Annotated in this window: 17 protein-coding genes; 11 read left to right on the top strand and 6 right to left on the bottom strand. The window is 63.1% G+C overall.

The genetic code is table 11. From position 1 onward, the window contains the following. Positions 1 to 329: 329 nt before the first annotated feature. Positions 330 to 1,004, bottom strand: a complete 675-nt coding sequence (locus J2857_RS06490) for a GntR family transcriptional regulator (RefSeq protein ID WP_210009182.1) — start codon at positions 1,002 to 1,004, stop codon at positions 330 to 332. 339 nt (positions 1,005 to 1,343) lie between these two features. Between J2857_RS06490 and J2857_RS06485 the strand changes: the two genes are divergently transcribed. From J2857_RS06485 to J2857_RS06440, 10 genes are all read left to right on the top strand, one after another. Then, positions 1,344 to 2,471: a BMP family ABC transporter substrate-binding protein gene (locus J2857_RS06485; protein ID WP_210009180.1), complete on the top strand. Its 1,128-nt coding sequence runs from the start codon at positions 1,344 to 1,346 to the stop codon at positions 2,469 to 2,471. A 52-nt stretch (positions 2,472 to 2,523) separates the two neighbouring features. Continuing rightward, positions 2,524 to 3,651, top strand: coding sequence for an ABC transporter permease (locus tag J2857_RS06480; RefSeq protein WP_210009178.1), 1,128 nt, complete (start codon positions 2,524 to 2,526; stop codon positions 3,649 to 3,651). A 3-nt stretch (positions 3,652 to 3,654) separates the two neighbouring features. Further along, positions 3,655 to 4,581, top strand: coding sequence for an ABC transporter permease (locus J2857_RS06475; RefSeq protein ID WP_037083290.1), 927 nt, complete (start codon positions 3,655 to 3,657; stop codon positions 4,579 to 4,581). A gap of 12 nt (positions 4,582 to 4,593) precedes the next feature. Beyond that, on the top strand, positions 4,594 to 5,610 hold the full coding sequence (locus J2857_RS06470; RefSeq protein ID WP_210009176.1) for a formamidase: 1,017 nt from the start codon (positions 4,594 to 4,596) through the stop codon (positions 5,608 to 5,610). 11 nt (positions 5,611 to 5,621) lie between these two features. Beyond that, the gene (biuH, locus tag J2857_RS06465) at positions 5,622 to 6,323 is read left to right on the top strand and encodes a biuret amidohydrolase (protein ID WP_210010064.1); all 702 of its coding nucleotides are present in this window, start codon (positions 5,622 to 5,624) and stop codon (positions 6,321 to 6,323) included. Then, a complete protein-coding gene (locus tag J2857_RS06460) occupies positions 6,320 to 7,873 on the top strand; it encodes an ABC transporter ATP-binding protein (RefSeq protein ID WP_210009174.1) in 1,554 nt (517 codons plus the stop codon). Before biuH ends, J2857_RS06460 begins: the two co-directional genes overlap by 4 nt. An 11-nt stretch (positions 7,874 to 7,884) precedes the next feature. Then, positions 7,885 to 8,568, top strand: a complete 684-nt coding sequence (locus tag J2857_RS06455; protein ID WP_210010063.1) for a cysteine hydrolase family protein — start codon at positions 7,885 to 7,887, stop codon at positions 8,566 to 8,568. Continuing rightward, positions 8,561 to 8,914, top strand: coding sequence for a cupin domain-containing protein (locus J2857_RS06450; RefSeq protein WP_210009173.1), 354 nt, complete (start codon positions 8,561 to 8,563; stop codon positions 8,912 to 8,914). The genes J2857_RS06455 and J2857_RS06450 overlap by 8 nt, the downstream gene beginning before the upstream one ends. Then, entirely contained in the window at positions 8,911 to 10,740 is a 1,830-nt protein-coding gene (gene atzF, locus J2857_RS06445; RefSeq protein WP_210009172.1) for an allophanate hydrolase, read from the top strand. Before J2857_RS06450 ends, atzF begins: the two co-directional genes overlap by 4 nt. Before the next feature lie 156 nt (positions 10,741 to 10,896). Next, positions 10,897 to 11,082 (top strand): hypothetical protein, encoded by a 186-nt coding sequence (locus J2857_RS06440; protein ID WP_210009171.1) that lies wholly within the window; start codon positions 10,897 to 10,899, stop codon positions 11,080 to 11,082. A 20-nt stretch (positions 11,083 to 11,102) separates the two neighbouring features. Here J2857_RS06440 and J2857_RS06435 read toward each other — a convergent pair whose 3' ends face one another. After that, positions 11,103 to 12,002 (bottom strand): LysR family transcriptional regulator, encoded by a 900-nt coding sequence (locus tag J2857_RS06435; RefSeq protein WP_210009170.1) that lies wholly within the window; start codon positions 12,000 to 12,002, stop codon positions 11,103 to 11,105. Between the two features lie 134 nt (positions 12,003 to 12,136). Here J2857_RS06435 and mdlC point away from each other — a divergent pair, with 134 nt between their 5' ends. Next, positions 12,137 to 15,220: a benzoylformate decarboxylase gene (gene mdlC, locus J2857_RS31225; RefSeq protein WP_210009169.1), complete on the top strand. Its 3,084-nt coding sequence runs from the start codon at positions 12,137 to 12,139 to the stop codon at positions 15,218 to 15,220. Positions 15,221 to 15,303: 83 nt separating this feature from the next. On the opposite strand, the gene J2857_RS06425 is transcribed toward mdlC, so the two are convergent. From J2857_RS06425 to J2857_RS06410, 4 genes are all read right to left on the bottom strand, one after another. Beyond that, positions 15,304 to 15,762, bottom strand: a complete 459-nt coding sequence (locus J2857_RS06425) for a DUF3237 domain-containing protein (protein WP_210009168.1) — start codon at positions 15,760 to 15,762, stop codon at positions 15,304 to 15,306. A gap of 5 nt (positions 15,763 to 15,767) precedes the next feature. Next, positions 15,768 to 17,063 carry a TRAP transporter large permease gene (locus tag J2857_RS06420; protein ID WP_210009167.1) on the bottom strand — a complete coding sequence of 432 codons (1,296 nt, stop codon included), beginning with the start codon at positions 17,061 to 17,063 and terminating at the stop codon, positions 15,768 to 15,770. Then, positions 17,060 to 17,560: a TRAP transporter small permease gene (locus J2857_RS06415; RefSeq protein WP_210009165.1), complete on the bottom strand. Its 501-nt coding sequence runs from the start codon at positions 17,558 to 17,560 to the stop codon at positions 17,060 to 17,062. Before J2857_RS06415 ends, J2857_RS06420 begins: the two co-directional genes overlap by 4 nt. Positions 17,561 to 17,633: 73 nt before the next feature. Further along, positions 17,634 to 18,653, bottom strand: coding sequence for a TRAP transporter substrate-binding protein (locus tag J2857_RS06410; RefSeq protein WP_210009164.1), 1,020 nt, complete (start codon positions 18,651 to 18,653; stop codon positions 17,634 to 17,636). Positions 18,654 to 19,358: the final 705 nt, after the last annotated feature.

Genomic DNA, 19,358 nt, shown 5'->3' with positions numbered 1-19,358 from the left:
ACACTTAGCCGCATTCCCTTCCCCATCCGTCCCCGCCTCCCGCAACCGCCCGCATAATCCTCTCGTCATCGGATGGGAAACCGGGTTCGCGAACCGGCCGCATCATCCGGCTCGCAAGGTCCGGTTTCCGGTGACGGTCGAGGAAGCGTTGGAAGGGGGCTCGGAAATCCCCGGAAAGCGCAGAAAACGGCCGGGGCGGGCGGAAAGCCTGAATACCCAATACCCAAAATACCCCGCCTGCCCCATTCCCGCAAAACGGAACCGCCGGATTTTTCATCCGAGCGGCCAAAAGTGCTGTCTGGAAGGAGGTCGTGGCATCGACCGGCCGACTATTCTCCGGCAGCCGCGAACACCGCGCTGGCGTCGCTGACGATCGCCACATGCGAATAGGCCGCCTGCCCCGCAGCAACCGCATCGGCGCGGATGATCGCGGTGACGATCTGGTCGTGCTCCTCATAGGATTTCGCAAGGCGCCCCGGCAGGCGGAACTGTGCGCGGCGGAAAGGGGCAAGCCGCGCCCGCGTCTGCGTCACCATCTCGAAGACGTGGTCGTTATGGGCGCCGCGATAAAGCCTTGTGTGGAATTCGGTATTGTGCGCCGCATAATCTTCTTCGGCACCGGCATGCACGAGCCGCATCGAACTGCGATGTTCGAGTTCCAGCGCCCGCCGTTCATCGACCGTCATCCGCTCCGCCGATAACCGGGCGCAAATGCCTTCGAGCTCGGCCATCGCCTCGAACATCGAATGCAGATAGGTCCCGGTCACGTTAGTGACGACGGCGCTGCGGTTCGGCTCGCGCCCGACAAGGCCCATGGCACCGAGCTCGCGCAGGGCCTCGCGCACCGGTGTGCGGGACACTTCGAAGCGCGAGGCGAGCGTGATCTCGTCGAGCTTCTCCCCCGGCAGTATGGCTCCCGTGACGATCATGTCGGCGATGGCGCGCACCATCTGTTCGACGGTGGTTCCGGTACGGATGACTTCTCTGCGCCTGACCTGCTTCACGGGACGATTCTACTCACACTCGCAACCTGCATACAGATGCCGTTCCGGATTCGATAAGTCAAATGACGCCGGCAAGACATTAATAGTTTTCAGCTTTCTGACGCCGGAAAATCCCACCGTCAATTGCCGTATTGCTCCGCATGCGAGATTGCTGAACAAATCATAATGACTGATTATTTATTAAGCGAAGATGCGATGAATCTGTATGCACTTTTTATCCTCGCTTTTCCGCCTGTAAAAATTCGAACGCAATAACAACAGCTTGAAGCCTGGCACACACATTGCATGCACTTTCCTGTACCCGTTCGAAACCGGCCCAGCGCCGCAAGGAGCATTCCGATGACCAAACTCCTTCCCATGAACCGCCGTAACTTCCTCCAGGCTTCCGCTGCCGGCCTGGCCGCCGGCACCGTGCCGGGCCTGTTCGGCTCGCAGGCCATGGCCCAGACGGCGCTCACCGTCGGCTTCATCTATGTCGGCCCCAAGGACGACTATGGTTACAACCAGGCGCATGCCGAGGGTGCGGCCGTCATCAAGAAGATGCCGGGCATCACGCTGGTCGAAGAGGAAAACGTCCCGGAAACCGTCGATGTCCAGAAGACCATGGAATCGATGATCAATCTCGACGGCGCCACCCTGCTCTTCCCGACCTCCTTCGGTTACTTCGACCCCCATATGCTGGCCATGGCTGCCAAATATCCGAAAATCCAGTTCCGCCATTGCGGCGGCCTGTGGACCGAGGGCAAGCATCCAGCCAATACCGGCTCCTATTTCGGCTATATCGGCCAGGGCCAGTATCTGAACGGCATTGCCGCCGGTTACGCCACCAAGAGCAAGAAGATCGGCTTCGTCGCAGCCAAGCCCATCCCGCAGGTCGTGCAGAACATCAATTCCTTCCTCCTCGGCGCCCGTTCAGTCGATCCGACCATCACCTGCCAGGTGATCTTCACCGGCGAATGGTCGCTCGCCGTCAAGGAGGCCGAAGCCACCAACGCGCTGATCGACCAGGGCGCCGACGTCATCACCTGCCATGTGGACAGCCCGAAAGTCGTGGTCGAGACGGCCGCCGGCCGCGGCGCCTTCGTCTGCGGTTACCACGCCAACCAGAGTGCGCTCGCCAAGGACAAGTACCTGACCGGCGCCGAATGGGCCTGGGGCAACGTCTACACCAATTTCATCAAGACGGCCCAGAGTGGCGGCAAGCTCGGCAATTTCGTGCGCGGCGGCCTGAAGGACGGCTTCGTCAAGATGAGCCCGCTCGGCCCGGCCGTTTCCGCCGAAGGCCGCAAGAAGTTCGAGGCGACGCTTGCCGAGATCATGTCCGGCAAGTTCTCGGTCTTCAAGGGCCCGATCAAGGACAACAAGGGCAATGTCGTCGTCACCGCCAGCACCGCCTTTGCCGAGGATGCGATCGAGCTCGAAAGCATGGGTTACCTGGTCGAGGGCGTGGTCGGTTCGACCTCCTGACGTGATGTCCTGACCTCACGTCCCTAACCTCACGTCAAGGGGGAGAAGCGCCATGACGGCCGAAGTGAACGATCCGAGACTATCCATCGCGGCGGGGGGCAGTGCGTCCTTCCGCCCCCTCCTCGAATGGCTGGCGCGACGGGCGGAACCCGTGGCGATCGGGCTCGTGGCGATCCTGATCGGCCTGGCGCTTTTCTCCCTCTTCATCCTGGCGGTCGGCAAGTCGCCGGTTACCCTCTTCCAGCTCATGTACACGGGCGGTTTCGGAAGCTGGTTCTCGATCCAGAACAGCCTGTCCCGCGCCGCGCCCCTGCTGCTGACCGCGCTCTGCGTCGCGTTGCCGGCCCGCCTCGGCCTCGTCATCATCGGTGCCGAGGGCGCGGTCGTGCTCGGCGGCGTCGCGGCGGCGGCCAGCGCCATGCCCTTTATCGGCGTGGTGCCGCCGATCATGCTGTTCGTCTTCATGGGCGTCGCCGCCATGGTCGTCGGCGGCATCTGGATCGGCTTTGCGGGCTTCCTGCGCCACTACCGCGGCGTCAACGAAACGATCTCCTCGCTGCTGCTGGCCTATATTGCCATCGCCCTGATGAACCAGTTCGTCGAAGGACTGCTGCGCGATCCGGCGAGCTTGAACAAGCCCTCCACCAAACCTCTGCCGAAGGACTACATGCTCGGCCAGATCCCCGGCATGGACGTCCATTGGGGCCTTGTCATCGGCGTCGTCGCCTGCATCCTCTCCTGGGTGCTGATCGAGATCACCAGCTTCGGTTTTGCCGCCCGCATCGCCGGTGGCAATGTCCGCGCCGCGCAGATCCAGGGCCTCCCGGTCGGCAAGCTGATCGTCGGCTTCACCGCGATTGCCGGCGGCTTTGCGGGTCTCGCGGGCATGATCGAGGTCGCAGCGGTGCAGGGCAGCGCCAATGCCTCGCTCGCCGCCGGTTACGGTTACACCGGCATCCTCGTCGCCTTCCTGGCGCGCCACAATCCGCTGGCGATCATCCCGGTCGCCATCCTGCTCGGCGGCATCTCCGCTTCGGGCGGCCTGATCCAGCGGCGCATGGGCCTGCCGGATGCCACCGTTCTGGTGCTGCAGGGCACGCTGTTCATCGTCATCCTGTTCTGCGAGACCTTTTACGGCCGCTTCAAGATCTTCAATCCCGACCTCTGGAAAAGGAGCTGACCGATGGAAGACACAGGTATCGGCCTCTGGGGCGTGCCGCTGGCGATCTTCGCGGGCGCCATCCGCGTCTCCACCCCCTTCATCTTCGTCTCGCTCGGCGAGACGATCACCGAACGCTCCGGCCGCATCAATCTCGGGCTCGAAGGCACGCTCGTCTTCGGCGCCATGACGGCCTATGCGGTCGCGGTGATGACAGGCTCGCCGACACTGGGCGTACTGGCCGCCATGGCGACCGGCGCCATCTTCGGCACGATCCACGGCTGGATCTGCAAATGGCCGAAGGTCAACGACATCGCCATCGGCATCGCCATGATGCAGTTCGGCCTCGGCCTCGCCTTCTTCCTCGGCAAGTCCTTCATCCAGCCGGTCGCGCCGAAACTGCCCTCCATTCCGCTCGGCGGCTGGTCGGCGGTGCCGCAGGTGCAGGCGGCGCTCAACATCAACGTGCTGTTCTTCATCGGCGCCGCACTCGCGCTCTTCCTCTGGTGGGCGTTCAGGAATACTCGTATCGGCCTCACCTTACGCGTCGTCGGCGACAGCACCGATGCCGCCCGCGCCATGGGCATCAGCCCGGACCGCGTCCGGCTTCTGGCGACTGCCGCCGGCGGCTCGCTGGCGGCGATCGGTGGCGCCTATCTGTCGCTCTATTACCCCGGTTCCTGGAACGAGGGTATTTCCTCCGGCCAGGGCCTCATGGCCGTGGCGCTGGTGATCTTCGCCCGCTGGAACCCGATCGGCTGTTTCCTCGCCGCCCTGCTCTTCGGCGGTGCCGGGGCGCTTGGGCCGGCCCTGCAATCGGTCGGCGTGACGCAGGGCTATTACCTGTTCTACGCGGCACCCTACGTGCTCACCCTCATCATCCTGATCGCGACGTCCTCGCCCACCCGCTCGCTTGCCGGCGCGCCGGGCGCGCTGTCGCTGACCAAATAAGGGAGATCGGTCATGAACGGATTGGGCGGCCTCAACAAATCGGAGCATGGCGTCGGTATCGGCCTCGTCCAGCTCCAGCTTCCGGTGACCGTCACCCGGGCGGATCTCGCCCGCCAGACCCAGGTGATCGTCGATCTGGTCGCCAAGGCCCGGCGCAACCAGCCAGGCATGGATCTTGTCGTGTTTCCCGAATATGCGCTGCACGGACTGTCGATGGACATCAATCCGGAGATCATGTGCACGCTCGACGGCCCTGAAGTCGCGGCCTTCCGCAAGGCCTGCAGGGACAATGCGATCTGGGGCTGCTTCTCGATCATGGAGCTGAACCCCGGCGGCATGCCCTACAATTCCGGCATCGTCATCGACGATAGTGGCGACCTGAAGCTATATTACCGCAAGATGCACCCCTGGGTGCCGGTCGAACCCTGGGAGCCAGGCGATTTCGGCATTCCGGTGATCGACGGACCGAAGGGCGCAAAACTCGCCCTGATCATTTGCCATGACGGCATGTTCCCGGAAATGGCCCGCGAATGCGCCTACAAGGGTGCCGAGATCATGATCCGCACCGCGGGCTATACCGCGCCGATCCGCGAAGCGTGGCGCTTCACCAACCAGTCGAACGCCTTCTGCAACCTGATGGTGACGGCGAGTGTGTGCATGTGCGGCTCGGACGGCACGTTCGATTCCATGGGCGAAGGCATGGTCTGCAATTTCGACGGCACGATCATCGCCCATGGCACGTCCGGCCGCGTCAACGAGATCATTACCGCCGAGGTACGGCCCGATCTGGTGCGCGAGGCCCGGCTCGGCTGGGGCGTCGAGAACAACATCTACCAGTTCGGCCATCGCGGTTACGTCGCTGTATCCGGCGGGGCGGGTGATGCGCCCTACACCTACATGCACGATCTGATTGCCGGGAAATACAGACTGCCCTGGGAGGACGCGGTGAAGGTCACCGACGGCACCTCCTGCGGCTTCGACAAACCCGTGCGGTCTTATGGCGAGACTTTCAAGCTGGCTGGCGAATAGGAGAGACAATGATGGACGCGATGGTTGAAACCAAAGGGCATTATATCGACGCCGATCCCTATGCCTGGCCCTATAACGGCGACCTGAGACCTCAGAATACCGCCCTCGTCATAATCGACATGCAGACCGATTTCTGCGGCAAGGGCGGGTATGTCGACCACATGGGTTACGACCTGTCGCTGGTGCAGGCGCCGATCGAGCCGATCAAGACGGTGCTCGCCGCCATGCGCGCCAAGGGCTACCACATCATCCACACCCGCGAAGGCCACCGCCCGGACCTCGCCGACCTGCCGGCCAACAAGCGATGGCGCTCGCAGCGCATCGGCGCCGGCATCGGCGATCCCGGTCCCTGCGGCCGCATCCTGACGAGGGGCGAGCCCGGCTGGGACATCATTCCTGAACTCTACCCGATCGAAGGCGAAGTGATCATCGACAAGCCGGGCAAGGGCTCCTTCTGCGCCACCGACCTCGAACTCATCCTCAACCAGAAGCGCATCGAAAACATCATCCTTACCGGCATCACCACCGACGTCTGCGTCTCGACGACGATGCGCGAGGCGAACGACCGCGGTTTCGAATGCCTGATGCTGGAAGACTGCTGCGGCGCTACCGACTATGGCAATCACCTAGCCGCCATCAAGATGGTCAAGATGCAGGGCGGCGTCTTCGGGTCCGTCTCCAACTCCGCTACCTTGGTGAGCCAGCTGCCATGAACAACATTGTCCGCGATACGCCCCTACCCCAGGCCGGCAAGGCGGTCGGTATTGAAACGCTCGGCATGACCATGCGCTTCGGCTCCTTCACCGCGCTCGACAACGTCTCGATCGACGTGCCGGCCGGCTCATTCCATGCGCTGCTCGGTGAAAACGGCGCCGGCAAGTCGACGCTCGTCAAATGCATCATGGGCTTCTACCACGCGACCTCGGGCTCGCTTTCGGTCGATGGACGCGAGGTCTCGGTCGCCTCGCCCAAGGACGCCGCCACCTACGGGCTCGGCATGGTCTACCAGCATTTTACGCTGGTCCCGTCGCTGACCGGGGCCGAGAACCTGGTGATCAGCCGCACTTCCGTGCCGTCGGTGATCAATTGGGCGAAGGAACGCAAGGATCTTGCCGCCTTCATGGAACGCATGCCGTTCCAGATCCCGCTCGAACGGCCGGTCAGCGAACTGGCGGCCGGCGAGAAGCAGAAGCTGGAAATCGTCAAGCAGCTTTATCTCGGCCGCTCCTTCCTCGTCCTCGACGAACCGACCTCGGTCCTGACGCCGGCGGAAGCCGACGAAATGCTCGGTATCGTGCGCGGCATGACCGAACGCGGCGAGCTGACCGTGCTGATGATCAGCCACAAGTTCCACGAGGTGACGAAATTCGCCGACGCGGTGTCGATCCTGCGCCGCGGCAAGCTGGTCGGCACCGGCAAGGTCAGCGAACTTTCAACCGCCGACATGGCGGCGATGATGATCGGCGACGTCAAGCTCGCCGAACTCGACAGCCGCCTGCCGGTGCCGGAAGCTGCGAAATCGGTGCTGAAGGTCGAACAGGTCAAGGCACCGGATCGCTCCGGCCTGAAGACCATCGAGATCGACAATCTTTTTGTCCGTTCCGGCGAGATCGTCGGCATTGCCGGCATTTCCGGCAACGGCCAGAAGGAACTGACCGAAATCCTCGCTGGCCAGCGCCCGACCGACCGAGGCACCGTGACCGTCAACGGCGAGGCCTATGGCGCCACAAGGCCGGAGACGCGCAAGAACAACGTCCGCTTCATTCCGGAAGAACCGCTGCAGAACGCCTGCGCGCCAAAAATGACGGTCAGCGAAAACCTCGCCTTCCGCACCTTCGACCTGAAGGGCGACGGCAAGGATGCGATCTGGCTGAACAAGGGCGAGATGAAGAAACGCGCGACCTCGCTGATCTCGGATTTCAAGGTAAAGACCGCCTCGTCCTCCTCGCCGATCGCCGCCCTCTCAGGCGGCAACGTGCAGCGCGCGGTGCTCGCCCGAGAACTGACCGGCGATGTCGATCTGCTGATCGTCTCCAACCCCTGTTTCGGCCTCGATTTTTCCGCCGTCGCGGAAATCCGCGCCCGCATCATGAGGGCCCGCAACTCGGGCACCGCCGTGCTGCTGCTTTCCGAAGACCTCGACGAGCTTCTGGAAATGTCGGACCGCATCATGGTGATTTCGGAGGGCAAGCTGGTCTACGAGACTCCGATCCGTGCCGCCGATATCGGCGTGATCGGCGCCCATATGGCGGGGCATCACTGATGGCCGAGGGGATAATCGAGATCAAGGCAGAACCCTTCGCCTTTCCGGCGAAACCGGATGCGCTGGCACTCATCGTCATCGACATGCAGCGCGATTTCGCCGAACCCGGCGGTTTCGGCGCCAGCCTCGGCAACGATGTCGGACGGATCACCAGGATCGTGCCGGATGTGAAGCGCCTGATCCAGGGCTTTCGCGATGCCGGCCTGCCGGTCATCCACACGATGGAATGCCACAAGCCCGATCTTTCCGACCTGCCGCCCGCCAAGCGCGACCGGGGCAATCCGACACTCAGGATCGGCGATGTCGGCCCCATGGGGAGAGTGCTGATTTCGGGCGAGCCCGGTACAGCGATCATTTCCGAACTTGCGCCGATCGACGGCGAAGTGGTGATCGAAAAACCCGGCAAAGGCGCCTTCTATGCCACCGAACTCGGTGACGTGCTAAAGGCGAAAGGCATCAGCCAGCTCGTCTTCGCCGGCGTGACGACGGAAGTCTGCGTCCAGACGACGATGCGCGAGGCGAACGATCGCGGTTACGAATGCCTGCTCGCCGAAGAGGCGACCGAGAGCTATTTTCCCGAGTTCAAGGTGGCCGCCATCGCCATGATCCGCGCCCAGGGCGCGATCGTCGGCTGGACTGCCCATGTGGACGACATTCTGGAGCGGATCGCGCCAAAGGGGGGAACCGATGCCTGAATCAACTCGCGAACTCCTGACGCTAGGCGGCTGGAAAGATTTGGAATTCGAGCCCTTTCGCGACGAGGTCACGATCCACTGGATCCGCCCTTTCGCAGGCGACCAGCCGGGCGTCGCGCTCTTGAAATACGAAGCCGGCGCCGGCGTTCCCCGCCATCGTCATGAAGGCCTCGAAACCATCCTGGTGCTCGACGGCGTGCAATCCGACGAGGCCGGCGACTACGGCCGCGGCAGCTATATCGTCAATGCGCCCGGCACCGAACACTCCGTCTGGAGCGATACCGGCTGCGTCGTGCTGATCCAGTGGGACCGGCCGGTGACAATACTGGAAGAGGAAATGGCATGATTGCGACACCAGCCTTCGATATCGCTTCGCTTCACGCGTTTTATCAAGACGGCGGCAGTGTCGCGCAGATCGTCGAAGCGGTTTTCATGCGTATCGCCGAGGTCAACGATCCCGGCATCTTCATTCACCTCGCCGGCAAGGATGACGTGTTGGCGCAAGCCGCAAAACTCGGCGCCTTCAACCCGGCAAAACCGCTGTTCGGCATTCCCTTCGCCGTCAAGGACAATATCGATGTCGCCGGCATGCCGACCACGGCCGCCTGCCCGGACTATGCCTACATGCCCGATAAGGACGCAACCGTGGTCGGCCTGCTCAAGGCAGCCGGCGCGCTCGTCATCGGCAAGACCAATCTCGACCAGTTCGCGACCGGTCTCGTCGGCGTGCGCTCGCCCTACCCGATCCCGAGAAACGCCATCGATCCTAGGCTCGTGCCGGGCGGTTCCTCCTCCGGCTCGGCGGTCGCGACCGCCCAAGGCATCGTCAGCTTCGCTTTAGGCACCGACACCGCCGGCTCAGGACGCATCCCGGCCGGCCTCAACAATATCGTCGGACTGAAACCGAGCGTCGGCGCGCTGTCGACCACCGGGGTGATCCCCGCCTGCCGCACGCTCGACTGCGTCTCGATCTTCGCGCTCACCACAGATGACGCCTGGAAGGTCTTCTCCGTCGCTGCGAAATACGACGAAACGGACGCCTATTCGAAGGTCGTTCCGGCGAGCGGTTTCGGCACCGCACCACCGGTGCTGACGATCGGCGTGCCGGCCAAGACGGACCTGCAATTCTTCGGCGACACGGTGATGGAAGCCGCCTATGGCGATGCCGTGTCGATGCTCGCGAGATTGGGGCACCGGATCGTCGAAGTGCCCTTCGGCGATTTCTACAAGGTCGCCAACCTTCTCTACGAAGGTGCCTGGGTGGCCGAGCGTTATGCGGCGGTGAAACCGTTCTTCGATGCGAAGGAGGATAGTTTTCACCCGGTGACGCGAAAAATCTATGGCGGCGCCAAATCGCTCTCCGCAGCCGACGCCTTCAAGGGCTTTTATGCGCTGCAGGCGCTCAAGAAGACGCTGGCGCCGCTGATCGCCTCCGTCGATCTCTTCTGCGTGCCGACCGCCCCGACCCACTATACCCGCGCCGACCTGGAGGCCGAGCCGATCCGGGAGAACTCACGGCTCGGCACCTATACGAACTTCGTCAACTTGGCTGACATGTGCGGCATTGCCGTGCCGACCGGCACCCGTTCGGACGGCCTGCCGGCAAGCGTGACGCTGCTCGCCCCGTTCGGCCGCGACGGCCTCACCGCGTCCGTTGCCCGAGACCTTCATCAGGCGAGCGGCCTCACCCTCGGCGCCACCGGCTGGCCGCTCCCGCCGCTATCCGAGCCGCCTGCAGTCATTGCAGGCGACGACCTGATCGACATCGTCGTGGTCGGCGCGCACCTTTCCGGCATGCCGCTCAACCATCAGCTCCTTGAGCTCAACGGAAGCTTTTCCCGTGTCGCCAAGACCTCCGCAGCTTACAGGCTCTATGCTCTCGCTGGCACAGTGCCCCCGAAACCGGGCATGGTCCGTGTCGCCGAAGGCGAAGGCGGCGAGATCGAGGTGGAAGTCTGGAAGCTGACGCCGGCAGCCTTCGGCCTGTTCGTCGCTGCGATCCCGGCGCCGCTCGGCATCGGCACCGTCACACTCTCGGACGGCACATCGGCGAAAGGGTTCCTCGCCGAACCGTTTGCGCTTCAGGGTGCACTCGACATCACCGCCTATGGCGGCTGGCGGAGCTATCTCAAGGAGTTCGCATCGCTGCCGCGGGTCGGCCAAACGGCCTGACCTCGCCTGCATTGTTAAACCGCCCATTTCTCCGGATGATCTGCGGCGGCTGGCCGGGCGTGCCCATGGATATCTGCAAAAAGATGCGGATGACGGGAACGCCTTTCCATGCCGTCCGTTCGAACACAGCGCCAATCAGGCGCTGGAGGAGAAATCATGGGTATCGAACAGGCTCCGACCGAAAAGGGCCGGCAATCCGCCCGCGGTCTGAAACAGAGCACCCGCAAGGAAGAGAAGAAGGTCGAGGCCCAAAAGGGTTCGGACCTCGCCAAGGGTGCCGATCGTTTCGAGGAAAGGTCGAAAAGTTCGGACGGCAAGAGCGCAGGCGCCAAGCAGAAATAGGGCTCGCACCGCCCTGCCCCTTACATGGCCCAGGTCTCGCTGATCTGGCGAATGCATCGCAGCAGGTTGACTGTCGGCGGCGTCATCAGGCCCTTCTTGCGGCGGTAGACACGGAACGTGCGCTGCCAGTCGAGTTCGGGCACGTTGACGCGTGCCATATCGCCTCGTTCCACCTCCTCGCGCACCAAGGGCAGCGGCATCCAGCAGAACAGCGCTTCCGAGAGAACTGCGGCTTTCAAAACCGGCACCGAGCGTGAGATGATCGACGGGGCATTCGGCTCCAGCGCATTGTCGTGGAACCGCCGCTGCCACTCCCTGACGGTCGGGGTTCCGGGTGGAGGCATGGCCCAGTCGAAGCCCGCCGCCTCCGCAAGCGTTACATGCTCTCGCTGGATGGTCGGGTGATCGGATCTGGCAAAGACCGACACCATGTCGTGCATGATATCAGGCGTCGCCATGATGATGTCGTCGTCGAGATAGGGTTCGGGAGAGATTGCGATGTCGATCGTGCCGCCCTTCAGCCCTTCCAGCACCCGGTCCTCGAGGTCCTCGATGACCTGGTACTGCACTTCCGGGTGCTGTTTGCGCATTTCGCCGATCACGGCGATGATGAAGCCGCCGACGACGCTCGCCACTCCGCCGATCCTGACCACGCCGCGGCTGGCGCCCCGCATCTGCTGGATGACGTCCGTTGCGTTGCCGATCTCGGACACGACCAGCTTGGCATAGGGAAGCAGGGCATCGCCGAACACGGTTGGCACCACACCGCGCGTAGTCCGTTCGAAGAGAGGAACGCCGTAGCTGTCCTCAAGCCGCTTCAGCATGCGGGTGATGGCCGGCTGCGTCATGTTCAAGGCGGTGGCGGCCGCGCCGAGGCTGCCGCGCCGCGCGCATTCCAGAACGATTTGAGCCGAGCGCACATCCAAAGTCATGCCTTGGTGTAATGGATTATTGGAAATTCTTCAATTCCAAGAGGAGGCGCTATCTGCAACACTTCCCCGACAGGATATGCGCTCGGGGTGGGAGCCCTGAAGGCTGGAGGAGGCCTCTGACAATGAACAAGATGTCGCTGGATTTCCTGTCCGGCAGCACCAGGTTGCGTGGACAAACCGTAAGCGAAGCGGTTTTCGACTTTCTGAGGCAGAAGGGCATAGACCGCATTTTCGGCAATCCGGGATCGACCGAGCTGCCGATGTTCGTCAACGTGCCGGAGGATTTCTCCTATGTGCTCGGCCTGCAGGAATCGATCGTCGTCGCGATGGCGGACGCCTATGCGCAGGTGAGCCGCAAGCCGGCCTTCGTCAACCTGCATTCCGCCGCCGGCCTCGGCCATGCGCTCGGCAATATCTACACGGCCTATCGCAACCGCGCGCCTCTCATCATCACCACCGGCCAGCAGAGCCGCGAGCTGCTGCCGCACGATCCGTTCCTGTTTGCCGAAAGCCCGACCGAGTTTCCAAAGCCCTATGTGAAATGGGCCTGCGAACCGGCTCGCGCAGAAGACGTGCCGGCAGCGATTGCCCGGGCCTATTACATGGCGATGCAGGCGCCGCGCGGCCCGGTCATGGTGTCGGTCCCCTTGGGCGACTGGCAGGCACAGGCAGCGCCGATCGCCATCCGCGACGTGGAAACGGTGATCAGTGCGCCGGCTTCCGCGATCGACGACCTCGCCCGCCGGCTGAACGACGCCCGCGAGCCGGTGCTGGTCGTCGGGCCGGGCATCGATATCGACAATGCCTGGGATGCCACGGTGCGGCTGGCGGAAATCCTGCAGGCGAAGGTGTGGGTCAGCCCGCTTTCGTCGCGCTGCAGCTTTCCGGAACGACATCCGCTGTTTGCAGGCTTCCTGCCGGCCTTCCAGCCGAAGCTCGCGAACTGCCTGCATGGCGCAGACCTCGTTCTGGTGCTCGGCGCGCCGGCCTTCACCTATCATTTCGCAGGCTCCGGCCCGGATATCCCGGCGGGCGCCGAACTCTGGCTGATCACCGACGATCCGGCCCAGGCGGCGAGCGCCATCGTCGGCAACGCCATGGTCTCGAACCTGCGCGCCGCCACCGAAAGCCTCGTCTACCGCCTGCGCTGCCGCCCGCAGCGCACCGGCGGCCCGGCCCGCACCATTCCAAGCCTGAAAACGCCGAAGGGCATTACCCAGGAATTCTTCTACCAGACGCTCGCCGATGTCCGCTCGCCGGACAGCATCGTTTTCGAGGAAGCCCCAAGTGGCCGTGACGCGCTACACGACTTCTTCCTCATCGAACGGCCCGGCGGCTTTTTCGCCACCGCCAGCGGGGGGCTCGGCTATGCCCTGCCCGGCTCGGTCGGTGCCGCTCTGACTAGGCCGGAACATCCGGTCATCGCCGTGATCGGCGACGGATCGAGCCTCTATTCCATCCAGTCGATCTGGTCAGCCGTCGAATACGATGCCGATCTGATGATCGTCATCCTCAACAACGGCGGCTACAAGGTGCTGAAGGCGATTGCCGAACGGGCCGGCTCCGGCCGCATCGACGGCGTCGATATCGGCCACATGGATTTCGTCAAGATCGCCGAGGCACAGGGCTGCAAGGCCGTCCGCTGCGAAAAGGGCGAGGAGCTATCGTCTTGCCTGCGGGACCTTCTGAAGATGAAGGGGCCGCGGCTTTTGGAAATCATTCTATCAGAGGAGGAGACTGAAATGAATGTCGCTGTCAGAAACGAACAGGTCCTGAGAACACCGGAAAAATTCTTCATCGGCGGTCAGTGGGTCGCCCCGCTCGGCACCAACAAGCTCGACGTCATCTCACCGGTGACCGAAGAAGTGCTGATGAGCTATCCCGAAGCCAGCAACGCCGATATCGACAAGGCCGTGGCGGCTGCCCGCGATGCCTTCGACAATGGCCCGTGGCCGCGCATGACCTTCAAGGAACGCGCCGGTTACCTACGCAAGGTCGCCGACCTCCTGACTGCCCGCCTCGACGAGATCGCCAATGCCTGGACCACCCAGGTTGGTGCGCCGATCTTCCTGACCAAAAAGCTGGTCGGCCAGAACCCCGGCCTCTACAACTACTATGCAGGCCTGATCGAGAACGACGAGTTCGTCGATCAGCGCAAGCGGGCCGACGGCGGCGAAGTCCGCGTCGTGCGCGAGCCGGTCGGCGTCTGCGCCGCGATCACGCCGTGGAACGCGCCGATGGTGCTCCTCAACTACAAGGTCTCGGCAGCGCTTGCCGCTGGCTGCACGATTGTCGCCAAACCGTCGCCGGAGACCCCGCTGGACGCTTACCTTCTGGCAGAGTGCATCGAACAGGCCGGGTTGCCGAAGGGCGTCTTCAACCTCGTTCCTGCCGGCCGTGAAGGCGGTGATTACCTCGTCCGCCACAAGGGCATCGACAAGGTGTCGTTCACCGGCTCGACCATTGCCGGCAAGACGATCGCTGCCGCCTGCGCCGACCGTCTGGCCCGCGTCAGCCTCGAACTCGGCGGCAAGTCCGCGGCCGTGCTTCTCGACGACGCCGACTTCACCAAGGCCCTGCCGGCGCTGATGGTCTATTCCATGCCGATCACCGGCCAGGTCTGCTTCTCGCTGACCCGCATCCTGGTACCGGAATCCCGCAAGCAGGAATTCATCGACCTCTATGTCGGCGCGGTGAAAAACATCAAGGTCGGCGATCCGGCTGATCCGACCACCCAGATGGGCCCGCTCACCATGGCCCGCCAGCTTGCCCGCGTTGAAGGCTACATCGCTGCCGGCCGTGCAGGCGGCGCGACGGTTGCCTGCGGTGGCGGGCGCCCGAAGGGCCTCGACCGCGGCTACTTCATTGAGCCGACCGTCTTTACCGACGTGACGATGGACATGAAGATCGCCCAGGAGGAAATCTTCGGCCCGGTCGTGTCGATCATTACCTACAAGGACGATGACGAAGCGGCAAGGATCGCCAACGACACGACATACGGCCTGTCCGGCGCGGTGTTCACTGCCGATCCGGAGCGCGGTTATGCGTTTGCCCGCCGCATGCGCACCGGCAGCGTCACCGTCAACGGCATGATCGTCGACATCCATCATCCGTTCGGCGGCTTCAAGCAGTCCGGCATCGGCCGCGAAGGCGGTCCTGAAGGCCTCGAAAACTATTTCGAGGTCAAGACGATCCACATGGCCTGAGGCCAGCTGGGTTTCATAGTCAACAAAAAGGCCGCCGGATTCGTGATCCGGCGGCCTTTTCTATTTCTCGGTGAACTGGTGAATCAGAGCACTTCGAAAACACCAATCCTGACCGCACTTGCCAGGCGCTCGCCGGTGCCGATGAACATGGTGTGGTTCAGCCACGCATATCGCGGATCGCCCGTCTGCAGGCGCGGCGTGGTACGCATGTAGTAGAGCGCCGGATTGACGGTCTCGCCGGCCGCCAACCTCGCCAGCACGTCCGGCGGTCCATGCCGGAAACCGAAATTGCGGATGTCGATCATCGCTCCGTCATGGGTCTCGATCACATAACGCGTATCGAGTTCCGCATAGCCGGCGTCATAGACGCTCTGCCAGTCCGCGCCGAGATTGAGGACACGCCCGGAAAGGCGCTCCCCCTCGACCACGCCGCCGACGATCGGGATGATCCGCCAGCGGCCGCCCGGGCCGCCTCCCTTCTCGATCGGCGCGCCGAGTTCGGCGCGGATTTCGCAAAGCTGTCTGAGGCTCGGTGCCATCATGTGCGTTATCTCATCGTTTGCGGTAGCCAGAGCGAGATCACCGGGAACGCCACCAGCAGGAAAAGCCGGACGATATCGGTCAGGATGAACGGCATGACGCCGCCGTAGATCGTTGTGATCTTCACATCCTTCGCAATCGAATTGATAACGAAGACATTGATGCCGACGGGCGGCATGATCATGCCGAGCTGGCAGGCGACGACGATGATGATGCCGAACCAGACCGGGTCGAAGCCAAGATGGCTGATGACCGGGAACACGATCGGCACGAGCAGGATGATCATCGCCATCTCGTCCATCAAGGCCCCCGCGATCAGGAAGATGACCAGGATCAGCGTCAATGTTCCGTATGGCCCGAGATCCATCCCGACCAGCAGTGCCGTCAGTTTCTGCGGCGACTGAGTGATCGCCAGGAAATAGCCGAACAGGATGGCGCCGACCAGCACGCTGAACAGCGAAACCGACGTCCGGAGCGACTCCACGAGGCTCGCCATAATGGAGCGATAATTTAGCCGGCCGCGCAGCAGACCGATGACCATGGTCATCAAGGCGCCGACCGCCGCCGCTTCCGTTGCGGTAGCGATACCGAGATAGATGACCCCGATGACCGAAATGAAAAGAAGCATGACGGCCCAGACATCACGAAGCGAGGCGAGAGCTTCCCTCAGCTCGAACGGCTTTCCGGGCGGCAGGCGCTTGCCATGGGCGATCAGCACGGTGGCCATGTACATCAAGGTCGCCATGATGCCGGGGATGATGCCGGCCATCAGCAGCTGCGCGACATCCGTCTCCGTCAGAAAGGCGTAGACGACCATGATCACCGAAGGCGGGATCAGGATGCCGAGAGTACCGCCTGCGGCGATGACGCCGGTCGAGGTGGCATCGGCGTATTTCGCCTTGCGCATCTCTGGCAGCGCGATGCGGGTCATGGTCGCGGCGGTCGCAATCGAGCTGCCGCAGATCGCCGCAAAGCCGGCGCAAGCGCCGATCGTGGACAGGGCCAGCCCTCCCCGGAACTGTCCGAGCCAGGCATTGCCCGCCCTGAACAATTCCCGCGACATGCCGGAATTGGTGGCAAAGGCCCCCATCAGGATGAAGAACGGCACGAGCGTCAGGTTGAAGTCGGTAACGACCCGGATCGGCGATGTCGTCAGCAGGTTGAGCGCCGGCGACATGCCGCGCATGGCGGCAAAGCCGAATATGCCGACCAGCCCCATCGAAACCCCGAGCGGAACGCGCAGGCCCATGAGCACGAACATGGCGACAAAGCCGCCGATAGCGACGAGATCAGCGGTATTCATACGCCATGGCCCTCGAGCGGATCGATGTCTTCAGGTTCGCGCCGAACGAAAGGCGAGATCGCGGTAGTGACCACGGCCGATGCGCAGCCGAGCCAGATCAGTCCGATCAATGGCCAGACGGGGATGCGCAGATCGAACGTCGCTTCATTGCTCCGATAGGCGCTGGCGAGGCGGAAGAACATCATGTAAGCAAGCATGGCCGTGAAGGCGAGGAGCAGCGCCCAGGCGATGAAATTGAGGACGCGGCGCCCCCGCGGCCCCATCGGCTCGTAGAGCAGGTCGACTGCGATATGCCCGCCGCGATAGCCGAGCGACGCCAGGCCCCACATGATGCAGGCGCCGATCAGATAGCGCGAAACGTCGAAGGAATCGGGTATCGGCCACGCGAAGACATAGCGGCCAACGGTGGACGCGACGATCAGGATGGTACACAGCCCCAGCAGGATGCCTGCCACAAGATCGACCAGGTCGCTGAAGCGTTCCAGATAGCGGTTCATGGATAGCACTCGATGGACGGATGGAAACGGCGGGCGCCGCGACAGCACCCGCCTGCGAACGGTCCCGCACGCGCTATTTCACGTCGGCGCCGTATTTCTTGAGTGTCTCCTGCAGGCTCGCCCAGGCCGCCTTCGCGTCAATGCCGGCCTTGGTGGCTGCGGTCTCCCATTCGCCTTGCAGCGAAGCCGTCGCCTTTTTCCAGAGGCCCACCTCGTCCGGGGTCGGCTTGTAGAGGGTGTGACCGCCGGCATCGATCATCTTCTGGCGCCCGGCCGCTTCGGCGTCCGCCCATTTGCTGGCCATCTTCTCGGCCCATTCGGGCGTGCAGTGATCGTCGATCACCTTGCGGTCGGCAGCGGTTAGCCCGTCGATCTTGGCCTTGTTCATCACGAAGGCGAAGGTCGTGGCATAGAACGGCAGGTCGAGATGATGTTTTGTCACGTCCTGCAAACCGAACGTATAGATCGAATTCCAGGGCGAGGCGGTCATGTCGGCGCCTCCCTTGGAGATCAGTTCGCGCATTTCGCCCGCCGGCACCTGCACCGATGCGGCGCCGAGCGAGCTCACCATGCGGGCCATGGTCGCGTGCGCCGGGCGGATGTTCTTGCCCTTCAGGTCGGCAGGAACCTGGATCGGCCCCTTGACGCCATGCAGCGTTCCCGGGTCATGCACGTGCACCATGCACACGTAGACGTCCTTCATTTCCTTCTGGGCGTACTGCCCATACCATTCGTCGAGCGCCCGCGATCCGCCCTTGGCATTGGCGATCAGGAAGGGAATTTCGCCCGCCGCGATGATTGGGAAGCGCCCTGGCTGATAACCCGGATTGATGAAGCCGATATCGACGATGCCGTCGCGCGCCATGTCGTAGTGGTCGGGCGCGGCACCGAGCTGAGAGGCCGGGTAAATGGTGATATTGATGCGCCCGCCGGACGCTTCCTTGATCGATTTCGCCCAGGGCTCCATCCCGCCCGGCTGCAGCGCATGGGTGGCGGGGACCCAGTGCGACAACGTCAGTTCCACGTCGGCGGCGTGAGCGGGCGCGGTCAGCGCCGCGAGGCAGGCCGAAGCGAGCAATGCCTTCAGTTTCATGCGTTCTCCTCCCTTTGAGATCAGAGGCCGGCGGGGCTCCCTCCCCGTTCCGGCCGGCGAATATCGCGGTCAACCCACCCGGAGAGTTGAAGTCCCGGGCGGATCGGCAAAGTCGATGGAAATTCCGTGAAGAGACGCAATAGCGGGGCGTAAAAAACAGCCGGCAAAAGATGCGCCGAAAGGTCGGCGGCGACGCGGCCGCGCGTCATCTCCGCAGCCGAAACCGAACCCGCCATGTGTGTGGCAGATGCAACTGTCCCGGCCAGTTGTGTATACATCAACTTCCTCCCATGTCCGGTCTCCCAAGGCGACGCCATCCTCCCGACATCGCCTACCCGAACATTCGAATTTCAACACATCCAGGCTGGAACGACAAGCTTCCATTTCATTTTAGGATACAAAAAGTCAGGGTGCCTGAGATTTTTCCGATAGGCACTTCAACCGCGGCTCAAACCGGCTAGAATGTCGCGGCGGCACTTCGTGCATACACGGCAGGATGAATGCGCCAGCAAGGCGGGGTGGGAGACGCTGATCTGAAGGAGGGAATGTTCGGCCGGGAGAAACTGCCGGCCGATCGGTTGGGATACGCTATCGGCGTCCAAAACCGTTCGCGGAAACGCCGGGACGCGCCGGGATTTCCGGCCCTGGTTGCTCTGGATCCGTACGCGATCGAGCTTTGGGCACGATCATTTCAAGTCGTCATTG

Source organism: Neorhizobium galegae, assembly GCF_017877055.1.
Taxonomy (GTDB): domain Bacteria; phylum Pseudomonadota; class Alphaproteobacteria; order Rhizobiales; family Rhizobiaceae; genus Neorhizobium; species Neorhizobium galegae_D.
The sequence above is the reverse complement of the archived record's forward strand: the minus strand, read 5'-3'. Positions and strand labels throughout refer to the sequence as shown.

Coding starts and splice junctions, on each gene's coding strand:
- J2857_RS06485 (WP_210009180.1), top strand. CDS start 1,344: ATGACCAAACTCCTTCCCATGAACCGCCGTAACTTCCTCCAGGCTTCC.
- J2857_RS06480 (WP_210009178.1), top strand. CDS start 2,524: ATGACGGCCGAAGTGAACGATCCGAGACTATCCATCGCGGCGGGGGGC.
- J2857_RS06475 (WP_037083290.1), top strand. CDS start 3,655: ATGGAAGACACAGGTATCGGCCTCTGGGGCGTGCCGCTGGCGATCTTC.
- J2857_RS06470 (WP_210009176.1), top strand. CDS start 4,594: ATGAACGGATTGGGCGGCCTCAACAAATCGGAGCATGGCGTCGGTATC.
- biuH (WP_210010064.1), top strand. CDS start 5,622: ATGGACGCGATGGTTGAAACCAAAGGGCATTATATCGACGCCGATCCC.
- J2857_RS06460 (WP_210009174.1), top strand. CDS start 6,320: ATGAACAACATTGTCCGCGATACGCCCCTACCCCAGGCCGGCAAGGCG.
- J2857_RS06450 (WP_210009173.1), top strand. CDS start 8,561: ATGCCTGAATCAACTCGCGAACTCCTGACGCTAGGCGGCTGGAAAGAT.
- atzF (WP_210009172.1), top strand. CDS start 8,911: ATGATTGCGACACCAGCCTTCGATATCGCTTCGCTTCACGCGTTTTAT.
- J2857_RS06440 (WP_210009171.1), top strand. CDS start 10,897: ATGGGTATCGAACAGGCTCCGACCGAAAAGGGCCGGCAATCCGCCCGC.
- mdlC (WP_210009169.1), top strand. CDS start 12,137: ATGAACAAGATGTCGCTGGATTTCCTGTCCGGCAGCACCAGGTTGCGT.
- J2857_RS06425 (WP_210009168.1), bottom strand. CDS start 15,762: ATGATGGCACCGAGCCTCAGACAGCTTTGCGAAATCCGCGCCGAACTC.
- J2857_RS06420 (WP_210009167.1), bottom strand. CDS start 17,063: ATGAATACCGCTGATCTCGTCGCTATCGGCGGCTTTGTCGCCATGTTC.
- J2857_RS06415 (WP_210009165.1), bottom strand. CDS start 17,560: ATGAACCGCTATCTGGAACGCTTCAGCGACCTGGTCGATCTTGTGGCA.
- J2857_RS06410 (WP_210009164.1), bottom strand. CDS start 18,653: ATGAAACTGAAGGCATTGCTCGCTTCGGCCTGCCTCGCGGCGCTGACC.